Genomic DNA, 14,685 nt, shown 5'->3' on the forward strand with positions numbered 1-14,685 from the left:
TTTATCCCGCACTCGACGAAAATCCAACCCAACCTCAAGTTCACGACGTCCGGCCTCAGGGCTGGTCCGTCACCTTCCAGGTGCGCGGCAACCCTGGCCCGGCCTGATAGAAGCACTCCGTGCCGGTCACGACTGCTCCGCGCAGCCGTGATCCCAGCTCCTGGTCGGCGGCGGCGACGGCGTCCACGGCACGACGTAGGGCCTTCTGCACAGCCGTACGCGCGCGCTCACGGCTGTCAGTGAAGGCGCGCGACCGTCCGCCGAGGCCGGTGTGGCGGGCGATTTCGTCCAACAGGGCGGCTCGTTCGGTCCGAGCGAGGTCGGCGCGGCCCAGGTCGGCGCAGGCCTCGGCATCGGCCAGGGTCTCGTCCAGGTCAGCGAGCCGGCGGCGGTACGAGCGGCGGGCGGCCGGGTCGAGCACGGCCTGCGCGGACGCGGCGGCGGTCCAGCCGGCGAGGTCCTCGGCGGCAACTGGTTGGCCGGGGTGACCGAGCAGGACCGCGAGGTGGGCCATCCCCCGGGAATGCGGCACGTCGACCGCTTGGCCGCCGATTTCCAGGCGCCAGCCGGCGGACATTCGCCGCAACGTCCCGACGGTCGCCTCGGCGGCGTCGTTGGCGGTGGTGTCCGCGCGCTCGAGCCACTGGCGGGCCCGCTCGTCCAACCCCATCGCGGCGGCCGCCGCGGCGGCTTCCCGCCATCGTACGATCGCTTCCGCCGCGTCGCCGCGGGCCGCCAGCGCGTCGCCGAGCTCGCCCCGGGACAGGCACGCGAACGGCAGGTTGCCGAGCTTTTCGTTTGCTCGTACGGCAGCGTCGAAGTGCTCCACGGCAGCGTCCAGATCGCCGGTGGTCATCGCGCACACGCCCAGGGTCCGCTCGACCGAACCCAAACACACCACCGCGAAGGACGTGAGGACGGCCAGGTCCGCGTACGGGCGCAGTTTCGTGGCCCACTCCGCCGCGAGCGCCCGGTCTCCCAGCAACCGCGCGGTCTCGCTGATCACCACGCCCATCGCCAGCCACGTCGAGGCCAGCCGCTCGTCATCGTCCCCACGCGGTCGGACCGTGTCCAGGCACCGCCGCGCGCCGGCCAGGTCGCCGCCGGCGGCGAGCACCAACGACGCCATCGCCGTGTACGCCGAATCCGGGCCCAGCGAAGCCGAGTGCAGCTTCCCGACCAGCTCGGTGAGCTCGCCGGCGCGGCCCTGCATCCACCGGATCGCCAGCAACTGCGTGCCGTACCACCCGAGCGCGTCCGGGTCCCCGGCGGCGAGCCCGGACTCCAGGCAGGTCGGCGCCTGTTCCTCGACCTCGACGATCCGGCCCTCCCGCAGCATCAACATGAGATCGAGTACGTCCACCACGTAGCCGATGCCCCGATGCCCCAGCGCTCCGGACCGAATCCGCAGGTCGGCGAGCGCTCGCTCAGCGTCCGGATCAGTAACCAGGAAGGCGTCGATCGTCGCCCAGCACCGGCCGTACAGGACCAGTACGTCGTTGCCGGCCGCGGTCGCCACCTCGACGAGCTCACGCGCCACCGCCACCCGCTCGACCGCCGCGGCCGGACCCATCAGGGTGTGGTGTCGCATCGAAAGCGCCTCGCCGAGCGCGTCCCGGTCGCCGATCTCACGGGCCCGGGCAAGCGCCAGCCGGACCGGCTCGTCCGGCCCGCCGGCATAGCATTCGACCGCCGCGATCCGGGACTGCAGCCGGACCCGCAGTGCCGCCTCCCGCGCCGGCAGCCGTTCCAGCGCCGACCGCTGCAACGCGAGGATCCGCTCGCCGTCCAGCGCCGTCACCGTCTCGTTGATCCACACACCGCCGAGCCCGAGCGCGGCCCTGCCGAGCATCACCGCGTCCCGCTCGTCCTGCGCGGCGGCGCCGGCCAGTTCGAAGGCGGCTCGCGCGGCGGACAGCTGGCCGGCGGCCCGCAATGCCTCAGCGCGTGCGGTCAGCAACGGCGCCCGCGGGTCTGTCATGCCCGTACGGTCGAGCACCTCCAGCGCCTGTCCCAGCCAGGTGGCGGCCCGCTCGTACCCGCTGGCGTAGTCAGCGTCCGCGGCGGCCCGCAAACACGAATCGACTGCGAGCCGGGCATCGGCTCGGCCGCGGGCGGCCGCTCGTACGGCGTGATGCGCGCACCTCGCGAGCCGCTCCGGTCCGCTGCCGGCGGCGAACAACGCGGCCGCTTTCGCATGTGTTTCCAACAAATCACCGGCCGGCAGGCTGTTCGCCAGCGCCTCCCGGACGAGGTCGTGGGCGAACCGCAGCCGGTCGGCGGCCGCTGGCTCGGCAAGCTCGGCATGCACCGCTTCGGCGACCACGGACAGGACGGCCCGAGCCGACACCCCGGCGATCGCGGCGATCTCCTCGACCGTACTTTCGGTGCCCAGCACCGCGGCCCGGGTCAGCACCGACACCGTCGACAACGCCAGCGGCCGCAGCCGGGCGGTGATCGCCTGCCGGATCGTGAGCGGCAGCGGCCGCCGGCCGTGCGCGACCATTTCCTTCAGGAACAACGGATTCCCGCCAGTGGCCGTACGCAACCGAGGGGCGTCGGCGGCCGACAGGCCGACCGCGGTGAGATAGCCACCCACGTCCTGGACGCTCAGTCCCTTCAGGGCCAGCGTCGCGCCTTCCCTTGCCAGCTCAGCCAAACCCGCCGCCGACCGGGCCTCGGTCGACCGCCAGCTGGCCAGCAGCAGGAGCCGGGACCGAGCCGCCTCAACTGCCAGCATCCGAGCCACCATCAGCGCGTCCGGGTCGGCCTGATGCAGATCCTCCAGCACGAGCAACCGTGGCCGTTCCACGCAAGCTGCCCGTACTGCTTCGACTATGCCCAGGAAACGACCAAAACGCGGCAATGGATCGGCACTGTTCTCCGGCTGACCCAACTCCGCGATGACCTTCGGCCACGGCCACAACGCCGGCGCGTCGCCGCCCGCCCAACACCGCCCCCAATGTACGACAAAGCCGGCGTTTTCCGCGGAAAGCGCGCATTCCTCCAGCAGTCGCGTCTTGCCCATGCCCGGTTCGCCGGTCACCATGACCAGCCGGGACTCACCGTTGTCGGCGGCCGCGAGCGACTCCCGGAGCAGACGTGTCTCTGCCCGGCGCCCGACAAACGGCCTGCCCATCCCCGCCACGGCCCAACCGTATCGTCCCACCGCATTCCCGATAGGGCAGTTGGCACACCGATGTCACACCGTGAGATGGAGGTCATCGGGAGGTCACACATGCTCATCGGGGGCACCACACAGCTCGACCACACCAGAATCCTGCTCGGCATCTGGACCGCGGCCGACCAGGAAGTAGCCGCGGCCACCGCGGCTGGCTATGTCATTCCGGTGGAACTACGCAGAATAGGGCGGCATGCCCAAAATCAACTGAAACGCGCAAGACACCGTTGGGCCGCCCATCTTCCCGACCACGAACAGCAGATGAGCCCGGCCGAAGAACACCGCCTCGCCGACTTCCAGCGAAACGCCCTGGATCTCATCACCGACATGCGCGTTCGCCGTACGGCCGACATGCGCCGGACCGCGACCGCCGAGATCCGGGCACTGGAAGAACTCGCACACGGCCGCCTTCTCTCGCTGCGTTCGGCGGTCGCGGACCAGCGCCGGCACGCTTTCGCGACGAACCAGCAGGCCGGGATCGGCCCCCTGCACAACGCACTCGTCGAGATCACCCTTGCCATCGAGGAAGTGCTGGCCACCGCGCAAATCATCACCACTGAGCTGGCATCCGTCGCGGCCGGAATCGACCGGCCACTGGTCATTCCGATGGACCAGATCAAGCACATCCACGACCGCATCCGCTGCGCTTTGCGACTGCTGGACAAAAGTGACACGGCCGTGACGGAGCTGGACCGCGGCTCGCATTACCTGCGACAGCCCGGCTACGCGATCAAACGCTTCGCCGGCGCCGACGCGTGCCCCTTCGTGCAGACGTACGTCAGCCAGTTCCTGGTCCCCGCGCTTGACCGCTGCCTCGCGTCCCTGCCGGAGCTACCGTGAGAACTCGCCCCACCGGCGCCGAACACCGGCTGCCACCCGGACCGCCGACCGCTCGCGCGACCAGTGCGGATACTCGAAAACTGGCGCCTGCCGCGATGATCGCCCTGCAGCGTGCGGCCGGCAATCGAGCGGTCGCCGGCGCCGTACGGCAGCGGGCAGTCACCGTCCAACGACACAATTCGTACGAACATGCCCTCATGGCGGACACCCCGCGCAAGGACATCGAGTCAGTGGTCTCGGGGCTGCCCGGTCGCGCGCACGCGGCCGAAGAGGAACGCCTGCGGCTGCAGTTTTTCGCGACGGACCCGGCACGCGAGAAACCACAGCTGCAGTTTCCTGACGTCCACTGGATAAAGCTCGATGGGAGCGGCCTCTGGGTGAGCGCCGGCGAGATCACCGCGCTGGCCGATATCCTGCCCAACCCGGCCGTGATCATGTCCTCCTCGAAGAAATTCCTGGCACCGGTCTTGCAGAAACTCCGACAGGACATGGTCGACGCGATCACCGGCCTCACGTACGTCGGGGACACCAAGGTCACCTCCTTCGCTGGCGCCGCCGGGCTGCCTGCGTACGTGAAAGTCGGCAAGAAGGTGGTGGATATTCCGGACAGCGCGGCACAGATCGCGACCTTTGACGAGGCCACCGCCACCCTCGGCCCCGACCGGCATCGTGGAGTGCTGGCCCGAAACGCCTGTCATTTCGCACCATTCTCCTGGCAACGCTGGGCGAACTATCACAATGAGGCGCGTCGGGAAGCCACCGCGCACCATGCCAAGACCGGCGGAAAGCTTGGTGCACCGGGAAAGCTGGAGCACCACGAACAGCTGGCCAGGGTGAACAATTATTATGCCAACCATTTCCTGCAGGACAGCTTCGCGGCTGGCCACCTGATCAACAAAACCCTGGTCATGCAGTGGTTTCTGGAATATGCGAGTAAATGGGCCGGCATGCCCAAACTCAATGCCGCCAAGGCAATGACCACCAAGGCACAGCCGGGAATCGCCGGGCGACATCTCTATGGCGGACCTGACACCAGGACATCGGCCAGCCAGGACAGCAACAGCGGAACCATCGCGGCCGACCCACAAACGACCAGAGAGCGCACCGACGGTGGCCGAAAGCTGAGCGGCAGCGGCCTGAACGCCGGTGCGCATGGGAGGGCCTTCGCGTACGCGCAATACAACGCTTTCCTCAACTCTTCCTACATCAGCCTCGCCGCCAACGCGGCCCACGATCATTTCAACGACATTGGCTTGACTGTTGTCAACGGCCGCGGCGACCGATACACGATTGGCGGCGACGGCACGCTGCTGGACCTGAACGACGCAGCCGCCATGACCAACGTACTGGAGGCGAACGTCAACGCCGATCAGGCGATCGAGGAACTGCTCACGGTCGGCAAAACCAGTGTGGACCTGGACTCGATCTTCGCGCGGTTCCCGAGGGCCGTGGTGGTCAAAGGCGTCAGCGCACCGGTCCCGCTGGAAAGCTGGAACGATGGAGTGTTGCGCGAGATCTGCTTCAAGACAATCTTTCCCAAGGAAATGGAAAGTTTTCTCGTACTCCGGGCCCAGTTCCCGGAATTGGTGGAAGGCACCGGCCCAGTGCCCCTCTCGAGTGACTGAACCCTCTGACAAGGCCGCCATCTCGCAGAATCGGCACTTTCCCGAAGATTGCCCACGGCCCGAAAGTCAGGGGGCGAGGCGGCGGATGGCGATGCCCAGGACGCGATCAGTGCGGAAATAGCCGGCGGTCCGCGAATCGTAGCTGGCCGCCGGATTGTCGCCAACCAGAACGATCTTTCCTGCTGGTACACGATCTTCTGGCACATCGGCTAGCGCGTCGGCCCGGTCGCGCGGCACTGGATCGCCGGCCACCGCGACCACTCGCTTGATCATCCAGCCGCCGGTTCCCACCGGTGAGCCGGTGGGTATCTCCACCACGACAACCTGTCCGACCACGGGTGAATGGCCGCGTCGTGCCAGCACCCGATCGCCGTCGCGGTAAGTCGGCTCCATGCTCACGCCCCGCACAATCACCGCGATCAACTTGCGGCTCATTACCCCAAGAACCACCTGCCACCAGGTCATCAACGCCCGCTCGCCAGGATCGGCTCATCGGCTTGGTAGCCGGCCGCCTGCAAGGTGAAGAGCCGCGCGTATCCACCACCGGCGGCCAAAAGTGTGGCGTGGTCGCCCTGCTCCGCGACTGCGCCGCCGGCCAGTACGACGATGTGGTCGGCGTCCCGCACCGCGCCCAGCCGATGCGAGATCAGGAGGCTGGTTTTCCCGGCGCGGTGGGCGCCGAGGGAGGCATGGATTTCGTGTTCCGCCTCAGCGTCGAGCCCCGCGGCCGGTTCATCGAGGATCATCAGGTCGCAGCGATCACGCACGATGGCGCGGGCCAGCGCGAGCCGCTGCTGCTGGCCGCCGGAGAGTACGACGCCGGACTCCGGATCGTCTTTGTCGGACTCGGTAAAGAACATCCGCGACAGCATCGTGTCGTATCCGTGTGGCAGCTCGGAAAGTTTCTGGTGAATGCCGGCCTTGCGAGCGGCGGCCTCCAGCCGGGGACGATCCTGAAGAGCACCCAGGTCGCCAAGGGCGATGTTCTCCGCGGCGGTGAGGTCGTAGTGCATGTAGTCCTGGAAAACCGCGCCAATCCGCCGGCGCAGCTCAGCCGGGTCGACTTCACGAATATCCACGCCGTCCCAGCGAATCTCGCCCTCCACCGGGTCATAGAACCGGCACAACAGTTTGACCAGGGTGGATTTCCCGGCGCCGTTCAACCCGACCAGAGCCAGCGAATTCCCACGTGGGATGAACAAGTTTACCCCGCGCAGGATCCACGGGTGGTCGTCAGAATACCGGAACCAGACGTCCCGCAGCTCAATGCCGTCGCGCAGCGCCGGGAGCGCGTGGGGAGCCGCGACGACCGGCAGATCCGGTGCTGCCGCGATCACCGCCGCATAGTGTTCGAATGTCAGCAAAGCCTGGTGCGTACCGGCAACCTCGCCGGCCAATGACGCGAGCGCGCCCTGTACGCCGACCGCCGCCGCGGTGAAAACCGCGATATCACCAACCGAAAGAGTACCGGCCCGCGCGGCGATCACCGCCCACAGCAGCCCCCCGCCGGAAACCAGCGCGGTCAGCAGGCCAAGGCCACCCTGCACGACAACCTCGGTGCGCTCGGTAACCCGCTTTCCCTCATTGGCCTTTCGCCGCTCGGTCCGCATCCTGGTCCGCAGGAACCCACCAATCCCAAACAGGCGAACCTCTTTTGCCGCGTTCACGCTGGACAACAGCTCCGCATAGAAGAACTCGCGGCGCTGGGCGGGCTCGATTTTCCAGAGCATGTGCGCTTTGCGCCGAGAAAGCGCGACCTGCGCGAGCAGCCCGGGAGCCCCGGAAGCGAGCACCACCGCGGTCATCACCGGGCTGATCACCCAGAGCGAGGCGGCGAAGCCGCCGACCGTGATCACCGCCCGACCCACTCCAAGCATGCCGTCCACAGCCTGTTGTACGGTCCGCATACTGGCCTGCTGCGCGAGCCGCAGCCGGTCCAGAAAATGCGGATCCTCGAACCGGGCCAGTCCGACGAAGCCTTCCAGCGCGACGAAAAGCCGGTCGGTCGCCAACAAGGCCACCTGTCGCTCCAGCTCGGACCGCAAAAACTGGATGAGCTGCGGAGTGACCCTCGCGAGGACGCCGGCGACCGCCAACCCCAGCCCCAACCAGACCAAAATGATCAGCGGCGCCGAACCCACCACGCCATCGAGCACCAGTTTTGTCAGCCAGGCGACCACGACCGGCAGAGCACCGGTGGTCAGGGTCAACAAACAGTAGACGGCTAGCCGGCCCGGCGAGGTTTTCGCCGCGAGCGCACAGACCTGCCCCAGCTGCCGAGCGAGCGCTCTCACCCGACGAGAGCCGGTTGACCCAAAGGCACGTCGTTGGCGCGTACGACCAGACGGCCGGCCTCGTCCGGGGCGACTGTCAGCAGCGTCGGGAACGACTGAGTCTGGAACGCTGACACCAACGAACTTTCCATGCTCTCGACGACAACTCGCGCGACTGGGCGCAATGCGGCGACAAACTCCGCGGCCGCCTCGGGCTCGCCGACAATGGTCGCCAGCACTCGCTCCCGGCCGCCGGGCATCGCCTTCGCGTATTCCACGAAGCTCGGCATCTTCGCCCGGCAGGGCTTGCATTCCGGCGAGAAGAACGCGACCACGGTTTCCCCGTCCAGCCGCGCCGGACTCAGCACCTCACCGTCCACAGTGGACGCGGAGAACGTGCCGATCTCGGTGCCGACCGCGACCACCGGCTGGCTGCTCCTGCTGTTGGCGAGCTGCTCGGTGTGCTCTCGCAACCTCCTGATCACGCCCACCATGAGAACGAGATTCACTGCGCCCAGCACGCCAACCAGCAGCACCGACGCGACCAAGACTGCCATCACAAAACTCCCTCTATTTTCCGCTATCCGCATACGAACAGCTGGGAAGGAAGGCCGCCGGACCTCCCCTCCCAGCTCAGCAAACTAGTTGTAGCAGCTGGTGACCCAGCAGTCCTCGCGGACAATGCAGCCGGCACCCGGCCAGCAGTGGTTGGAAAACGGCAATGGGCAATGACCCGGGGCATAGCAGAACGGGGTGCACTGCGCCGCCGACGCCTGGACCTTGGGCACGAACCGGGCCAGCATCCGGTCCGCGACTGCCTGGAACTTCTTCTGCACGCTGAGACTCCTCACATGTCTTTTTGACCTTCCGATGGGTACGATGCGCGAGACCACCCATTGGTTGCGGCGAACCCCAAATATCTCAGCAAACACCGCGAACAAATGGCATTTCGGCCGAATTTTCCTTCAGTTCCTGACAAATGTCATCACGAGTCAATGGGTCGACAGAGCCGTTCGTTGACCCGCTGCACGGCACCAGTCGGTTCGCGCCGGCGACGGCACATCCACGTACGAAAACCCGGTCACGTCCGCGATGAGCTGTCCGAGAATCGCGTACCCGCCATTGCTGGGCAGGAACTCGCTGCGCCGATTGTGGCCCGGCACCGCCATTCCCCACAGGGCCACCCGGATCGGGGACACTGTTCGCGAATTCCCGCCGATCGCGGGTCGCTTTCGCCAGGTATTAGTTGGGGCGGCGTCCCGAGGTGGAGAAGAGCGGGTACGAGCTGACGGCCAACTCCGGATCGTCCAGCAGATTCAGGAAAGTTTCCACCTCGGCCTCGGCGGCGAGGCCTTTCGCGACCAGTTCGGCGCGGACCTGCACGGTGTTGGCGCTGTGCAGGCCAATCGCCGCCGACCCGCCCTGCCACGACTCCGAAAAACTGGTCATCGAGAGATCGACGAACCCGGCCTCGCGCATCGCCCGGTAAGCGTGGATGCCCCATTTCTGGTCACCACCACGGTCGTCGACGAGCTGATGAACACCGCCGCTGATCTTCGCGAAGAGCTCCGCGCTCGGCTGGTCCGGGGCCGCCAGCACTGGGAGGTACGAGCAGTCAAACTCGTCCAGCAGCGCCAGCCCGGCGCGATGTCCAGATCGGTCAGCCGAGCGGTGGTCACCGGGTCATAGCGGTGCTCCAGCGCGGCGAACCGGTTCGCCGTCGGCACCCGTCTGGCTGTTGTCGAAGACGTAGCCGGACACCGGAAACCTCCCCCTTGGATCCTCCCGAATGTAACGTCGTCGTCGGCGTCGGCTACCCGTAGTAAGGACCGATGTCCTCATCGGGCACCGCGGAGCGCGCGTGTACGCGGCAAACTGTCCGCCCGATGCTGGATGATCGGTTTCGGGGGCAGCTCAGCGCGAAGACGATCAAGGAGTTCTGGCCGATGGCAGCTGCGGGACCGCCGCCTTCGGTGCGGATGCTGCCGGCCGAGCCCGGTGTCTACCGGTTCCGTACGGCTGCTGGGCGCGCGCTCTACATCGGACGCGCGATCGATCTCCGCCGCCGCGTCGGGTCGTACTGGCGGGATCTGCGCGACCGGCCGCACCTGTCCCGGATGGTCGCCCAGGTCGGCCGTATCGAGGCGGTGGCCTGCGACTCCGGGCACGAGGCCGCGTGGCTGGAGCGCAATCTGCTGGAGCGCGAAATGCCGTATTGGAACCGCACGCCCGGCGGCGCGGAGGTCCCCGTCTACATCCGGCTGGACCAGCGGGTCGGGCTGCGGGCCGTCCGCTCCCCCGACACGGTCGCCGGCTCCCGTCTTTTTGGACCGTATTTGGGCGGTCTCAAGGTCCGGCTCGCGCTGTCGGCGCTGGAACGACTGATCCCGATCGCGTACGCGGCCAGCAAGCTCAGCGGCTCGGAGCGGGACCTCGCTCGTGTACGGGGTGTTGAACAGTCTGATCGCGCCGCACTTATGGACGCGGCGATGGCCGTGTTGGAGCGTGACCCGGCGGCGGTCGCGGCAGTGCGGACCGAGCTCGTACGTCGGCGGGACTGCGCGTCCGCCGACCTTGGCTTCGAGCTCGCCGGCCAGCTGCAGGCCGAGCTGGAGGCGATCGAGTGGATCGTCTCCGAACAGAAGGCGACCCGCACCGACACCCGTGATCTTGTCGTGCACGGCTGGGCGGACGGTCTGCTCGTACGCTTCGAGATGCGCGCTGGCCGGCTGTCGACCTGGACCCAGCGCCGCTGCAGCGAACCCACCGCCCGCGACCGGGTCGCCGCGACGGCGCCGGAATGGCAGTCCTTCGCGACCCGCAATGCCGCCCTCGCGGCCCGGTTGCATCACGTTCAACGATAGAAAGCCGCTCGGCGTACGACCTGAGGATGAATGCCGCACGCTGGACATAATCCGCTGAGCAACGCTTCACGCGACCGGTTGCGGACGCGGTCGGGCGTTGTTCGCGTGCACAGTTGCATAAGGCCGATCAAGGCAAAAGAAAGTTTCATCCTTCGACCAACCTGATGCCGCCCACAGCCGTTTATTCCTGTGAAGGACCTTCGAGGCATCACCGGGAGAAGGGGTGTGGACATCACCCGGCTGTTTTGGGTGATCTGCACGACACATCACAAAAGAGGGAAACGCGAAACATGACTATTGACGACGACGTCAGAGCTGTCTCCAGCACTGGGTACGAACGCATCAGCAAAAGTGAGCGCGAGCAATTCCAGGAACAGGGCTGGCTGTTGATTCCGAACGCGTTGGAATCGACGATGCAAAAGCGGCTCGTACGCGCCGTCGACAAGGTCTATCAGGAGGAGGCCAACGCGGGCGGATTGCGCGCCGACAAATCCCTGCACCTACTGGGATTCTTCGCCCGCGATCCGATGTTCGCCGAGCTGCTCGACTATCCGAGCACTTTCCGCTACGTGTGGAGTCTGCTGGGCTGGAACATCTACAGCCACCACAACCACATCGATGTCAATCCGCCGATCACCGAGCCGGTGGCACCGTTCTGGAACTGGCACCAGGACGGTTACCGGCAGAATTCCGACATCGACGCCGCGGTACGTCCAATGCTGTCGCTGAAGGTCTGTTTTGTGTTGTCAGACCTCGGGAAAGGCAGCGGCGCGACCCAGATCATTCCGGGCAGCCACCTCAACAACGAGCTGGCCGGCCGGCCAGCCAAGCCCGGCGATCCGGTCATCACGCCACCCGGCGCGGTGAGCATCGAAGCCAAAGCCGGCGACGCGTTCATTTTCGACCGCCGACTGTGGCACTCCCGCTCGGTCAATGTTTCTTCCGTCACCCGAAAACTCGTCTTCGTCGGCTACACCCATCGCTGGATCCGGCCATTGGACGAGGAGCGCTATCACCCGGATCCACACTGGCAGCGCATTCTCACGCCCGTCCAGCAGCAGCTGCTGGGTAACGGCCCGGACCACGCGAATTTCTGGGGCGTACGCCAGGATGGCTGGATCGACAACGACATTCCGCTGCGCGCCGAACTCCGGGCCCGCGGCCTCCTCGACGGCAGCGAGCCCTACCTCCGCTAGCGGTGGTTTACAAGCGGCACGCGTGAATGTCGGTGACGAGAATCGCGCGCGCCCCCACCTCGTAAAGTGCATCCATGATCGGGTGGATATCGGACCGCAGGATCATCGCCTGCACCGCCACCCATCCTTCGCGCTGCAGCTGCGAAACGGTCGGCGACTCGATGCCCGGAGTGTGCGCGGTCGCCTCGGTCAGCAGCGCGGTCGGCACGTCGTACGCGAGCATCACGTACTGCCGGGCGACCAGCACGCCCTGCAGCCGGCGCAGCAGCAGGTCCACGGCGTGCTGGACGCTGTCGTGGCCACCACCGGGCCGGCGGACCAGCACCGCCTCGGACTCCAGGATCGGGTCGCAGACGATCTCCAGACCGGCCGCGCGCAACGTGCTGCCGGTCTCCACCACATCCGCGATGGCGTCCGCGACACCGAGCCTGATGGCACTCTCCACCGCGCCCTCCAGCTGGATGATCGTGGCCGCGTGGCCGTGCTCGCGTAGGTGCGCGGCGACCAACCCGGGGAACGAGGTGGCGATCCGCAGCCCGTCCAGGTCAGCCAGTTCCTTGACCGCGCCGGGACGTGCCGCATAGCGGAACGTGGAACCGCCAAAGCCCAGCTTGAGCAGCGTCTCGGCCTCGATTCCGGCGTCCAACAGCAGGTCCCAGCCGGTGACGCCGAGGTCGATCTCGCCGGAGCCGATGTAGGTGGCGATGTCCCGTGGCCGTAGGTAGAAGAACTCGACCTGGTTGGGCGCGTCGAGGATGGCCAGCTCGCGATGGCTCCCGCGCTGCGCGTACCCCGCCTCCCGAAGCATGGTCGCCGCCGGGTCGGCGAGCGAACCCTTGTTGGGCAGGGCGATGCGCAGCGTACGGGTGGATTCCATGACAGCCAGCGGTCTCCTTTAGAGGTGTGCGTAAACGTCGTCGAGCGTGATGCCGCGGGCCAGCATCACGACCTGCAGGTGATAGAGCAGTTGGGAGATCTCCTCGGCGGTGCGGTCGGTCGACTCGTACTCGGCCGCCATCCAGACCTCGGCCGCCTCCTCGACGATCTTCTTCCCGATCGAATGGACGCCGGCCTCCAGCGCCGCGACCGTGCCCGAACCCGGCTCGCCGGCGGCCGCCTTGGCCGACAGCTCGCCGAACAACTGCTCAAAAGTCTTCACATCGGTATCTTTCCAGGCCGGCCGGGCCGTACGACGGAGGGTCTCGGCGGTCATTCTCACCGACCGAAGAGCACATTCTCAGGAAACTGTCAGGTACCTCACGCAGACTCAGGTTTATGAGCACGTCCGGGGAACGTCGATCAGCACCTGAGATTAATAAGAACGCACTGGACCGGCGAGCCAAGTCCAGCCGCGAGCGCCGCCGGATGGCCGCCGTCACAGCGGCCACGGCTGGCGGATTGATCAGCCTCACGGTGGCCCTGCTGGGCCCGAACGCCAGCACGGGTGCGGCCAGTACGGCAGCGCCGAGCGTGCAGCGACCAGCGCCGTCCTCGGTGACGGTCGCCGCGACCACCCAGCGGCGGTGACGCACGGATGAACGTCACGCACAGTGAGGTGCACCCGTCCGCGTCCCTGATCCGCCTGAAGACGTACGACGACGCCGACGCCGCGCCGATCTTTCGCAGTCATGTCTGCGACGACCGCGACGACGTCGAGCTGGTGGTGATCGGCGGCGACGCCGGGGTCATCGAGGATGCTCGCGACTCGCTGCATCGGCTGGCCCGGCGGTGGGATCTGGAGCGCCGCGGCAGCGAGCTTTGCAAGATCAACACCGCCGACGGTCCGGTCCCGGTGAGCCCGGAGACGCTGCTGCTGGCCGGCCTGCTGGAGGATCACGGCATCGCGCTGTCGGTGGATTTCACCACCGGGACGGTTCGCCGCGACAGCGCCGAGCCGATCGATCCGGCCGGCATTCCGGCCGCGCTGGCCACCGACCTGGTGGCCGCGGAGGCGCTGGAAGCCGGCGCGGACGGCGTCGCAGTGGCCGTCGGCAATATCGTACGCGTCGCTGGTGTCGGTCCTTATAGAGCCGGCTGGCAGGTGGAAGCGTGGTTGGGGTCGGACGGCTGGCGGCCGCTGACGCTGCGCGAGGGCGCGGTCGCGGCCGTGCGAGCCGGCGCCCGTACGGCCATCGCGGTGGACACTCAGGCGTGGCGAGCGCAGCGCGCGCTCACCGCGCTGCTCGCCGGCGACGAGCCGGAACCGCAGGTGGGAGCGCTGGTCGTGGGCGGCGAGCAGCCTGCTTGGCGGACGGCGGCATGGGACCAATACATCTCCGCTTGAGGCGTTTGTCCGTATTCTATCCCGATTCCATCTCGGCTTGGCACTGTGCGGGAGTCACAGTTCCACCGAGAGGAGACGATCGTGAAGCTCATCCCCGCCGTCGCGTTGGCTGGCCTGCTGGCCGCCGGCACGGTCGCTTTGACGGCCGCGCCGGCCGCCGCCGACGGCCCGCCCTCCCAGTGCGGGTTCTGGTCGGACACCGCGAACCACTCGCATTGGGGCAACTGCCGCCCGACCAACGTGAACATCGAGGTGCACACCTGGGTCGGCTCGAACTGGACCCGCTGCGTGCCGGGCTTCCAGACCACCGACCTCGGCAACGGCTTCAACATCCGAACCGCCAACGAAATCGGCGGTTGCTAGTGGTCTGTCCGCCGCGAGGGCGGAGATTTCCCACGCCACCCTCGCGGAATCGGCTCAGC

The 14,685-nt window shown here is 67.2% G+C and carries 17 protein-coding genes; 8 read left to right on the forward strand and 9 right to left on the reverse strand.

Features of this window, described 5'->3' with window-relative positions; all coding sequences use genetic code 11:
- Positions 1-55: 55 nt before the first annotated feature.
- The gene (locus ABD301_RS18330; protein WP_344311522.1) at positions 56-3,139 is read right to left on the reverse strand and encodes an ATP-binding protein; all 3,084 of its coding nucleotides are present in this window, start codon (positions 3,137-3,139) and stop codon (positions 56-58) included.
- A gap of 99 nt (positions 3,140-3,238) precedes the next feature.
- Between ABD301_RS18330 and ABD301_RS18335 the strand changes: the two genes are divergently transcribed.
- Positions 3,239-4,021, forward strand: a complete 783-nt coding sequence (locus tag ABD301_RS18335; RefSeq protein ID WP_344311467.1) for a hypothetical protein — start codon at positions 3,239-3,241, stop codon at positions 4,019-4,021.
- Positions 4,018-5,646 carry a hypothetical protein gene (locus ABD301_RS18340; RefSeq protein WP_344311468.1) on the forward strand — a complete coding sequence of 543 codons (1,629 nt, stop codon included), beginning with the start codon at positions 4,018-4,020 and terminating at the stop codon, positions 5,644-5,646. Before ABD301_RS18335 ends, ABD301_RS18340 begins: the two co-directional genes overlap by 4 nt.
- A gap of 66 nt (positions 5,647-5,712) precedes the next feature.
- Here the strand turns inward: ABD301_RS18340 and ABD301_RS18345 are convergent, their stop codons facing one another.
- The 6 genes from ABD301_RS18345 to ABD301_RS18370 form a co-directional block, all read right to left on the reverse strand.
- The gene (locus ABD301_RS18345; RefSeq protein ID WP_163571888.1) at positions 5,713-6,111 is read right to left on the reverse strand and encodes a S26 family signal peptidase; all 399 of its coding nucleotides are present in this window, start codon (positions 6,109-6,111) and stop codon (positions 5,713-5,715) included.
- Positions 6,111-7,940 carry an ABC transporter ATP-binding protein gene (locus tag ABD301_RS18350; protein ID WP_344311469.1) on the reverse strand — a complete coding sequence of 610 codons (1,830 nt, stop codon included), beginning with the start codon at positions 7,938-7,940 and terminating at the stop codon, positions 6,111-6,113. The genes ABD301_RS18345 and ABD301_RS18350 overlap by 1 nt, the downstream gene beginning before the upstream one ends.
- A complete protein-coding gene (locus ABD301_RS18355) occupies positions 7,937-8,476 on the reverse strand; it encodes a TlpA disulfide reductase family protein (protein ID WP_163571887.1) in 540 nt (179 codons plus the stop codon). The genes ABD301_RS18350 and ABD301_RS18355 overlap by 4 nt, the downstream gene beginning before the upstream one ends.
- Before the next feature lie 84 nt (positions 8,477-8,560).
- Positions 8,561-8,755 carry a hypothetical protein gene (locus ABD301_RS18360; protein ID WP_163571886.1) on the reverse strand — a complete coding sequence of 65 codons (195 nt, stop codon included), beginning with the start codon at positions 8,753-8,755 and terminating at the stop codon, positions 8,561-8,563.
- 156 nt (positions 8,756-8,911) lie between these two features.
- Complete coding sequence (locus ABD301_RS18365; RefSeq protein ID WP_163571885.1) at positions 8,912-9,118, reverse strand: hypothetical protein; 207 nt, start codon at positions 9,116-9,118, stop codon at positions 8,912-8,914.
- A 43-nt stretch (positions 9,119-9,161) separates the two neighbouring features.
- Positions 9,162-9,398 carry a hypothetical protein gene (locus ABD301_RS18370; protein WP_344311470.1) on the reverse strand — a complete coding sequence of 79 codons (237 nt, stop codon included), beginning with the start codon at positions 9,396-9,398 and terminating at the stop codon, positions 9,162-9,164.
- A 12-nt stretch (positions 9,399-9,410) separates the two neighbouring features.
- Here ABD301_RS18370 and ABD301_RS18375 point away from each other — a divergent pair, with 12 nt between their 5' ends.
- The 3 genes from ABD301_RS18375 (at position 9,411) to ABD301_RS18385 (ending at position 11,979) form a co-directional block, all read left to right on the forward strand.
- Positions 9,411-9,608 (forward strand): hypothetical protein, encoded by a 198-nt coding sequence (locus ABD301_RS18375; protein WP_344311471.1) that lies wholly within the window; start codon positions 9,411-9,413, stop codon positions 9,606-9,608.
- Between the two features lie 197 nt (positions 9,609-9,805).
- Complete coding sequence (locus ABD301_RS18380; RefSeq protein WP_163571883.1) at positions 9,806-10,783, forward strand: excinuclease ABC subunit UvrC; 978 nt, start codon at positions 9,806-9,808, stop codon at positions 10,781-10,783.
- 290 nt (positions 10,784-11,073) lie between these two features.
- The gene (locus ABD301_RS18385) at positions 11,074-11,979 is read left to right on the forward strand and encodes a phytanoyl-CoA dioxygenase family protein (RefSeq protein ID WP_163571882.1); all 906 of its coding nucleotides are present in this window, start codon (positions 11,074-11,076) and stop codon (positions 11,977-11,979) included.
- Between the two features lie 7 nt (positions 11,980-11,986).
- On the opposite strand, the gene hisG is transcribed toward ABD301_RS18385, so the two are convergent.
- Positions 11,987-12,856: an ATP phosphoribosyltransferase gene (gene hisG / locus ABD301_RS18390; protein WP_344311472.1), complete on the reverse strand. Its 870-nt coding sequence runs from the start codon at positions 12,854-12,856 to the stop codon at positions 11,987-11,989.
- A gap of 18 nt (positions 12,857-12,874) precedes the next feature.
- Positions 12,875-13,192 carry a phosphoribosyl-ATP diphosphatase gene (locus tag ABD301_RS18395; RefSeq protein WP_279582134.1) on the reverse strand — a complete coding sequence of 106 codons (318 nt, stop codon included), beginning with the start codon at positions 13,190-13,192 and terminating at the stop codon, positions 12,875-12,877.
- Between the two features lie 62 nt (positions 13,193-13,254).
- Here ABD301_RS18395 and ABD301_RS18400 point away from each other — a divergent pair, with 62 nt between their 5' ends.
- The 3 genes from ABD301_RS18400 to ABD301_RS18410 all read left to right on the forward strand — a co-directional run bounded on the left by ABD301_RS18400 (position 13,255) and on the right by ABD301_RS18410 (position 14,626).
- The gene (locus ABD301_RS18400; RefSeq protein ID WP_344311473.1) at positions 13,255-13,506 is read left to right on the forward strand and encodes a hypothetical protein; all 252 of its coding nucleotides are present in this window, start codon (positions 13,255-13,257) and stop codon (positions 13,504-13,506) included.
- Between the two features lie 7 nt (positions 13,507-13,513).
- Positions 13,514-14,263, forward strand: a complete 750-nt coding sequence (locus ABD301_RS18405) for an FAD:protein FMN transferase (protein WP_163571881.1) — start codon at positions 13,514-13,516, stop codon at positions 14,261-14,263.
- A gap of 81 nt (positions 14,264-14,344) precedes the next feature.
- Complete coding sequence (locus ABD301_RS18410; protein ID WP_163571880.1) at positions 14,345-14,626, forward strand: DUF6355 family natural product biosynthesis protein; 282 nt, start codon at positions 14,345-14,347, stop codon at positions 14,624-14,626.
- The last annotated feature ends 59 nt before the right edge of the window (positions 14,627-14,685 follow it).

The organism is Fodinicola feengrottensis, from assembly GCF_039530045.1.
GTDB classification, from domain to species: domain Bacteria; phylum Actinomycetota; class Actinomycetes; order Mycobacteriales; family HKI-0501; genus Fodinicola; species Fodinicola feengrottensis.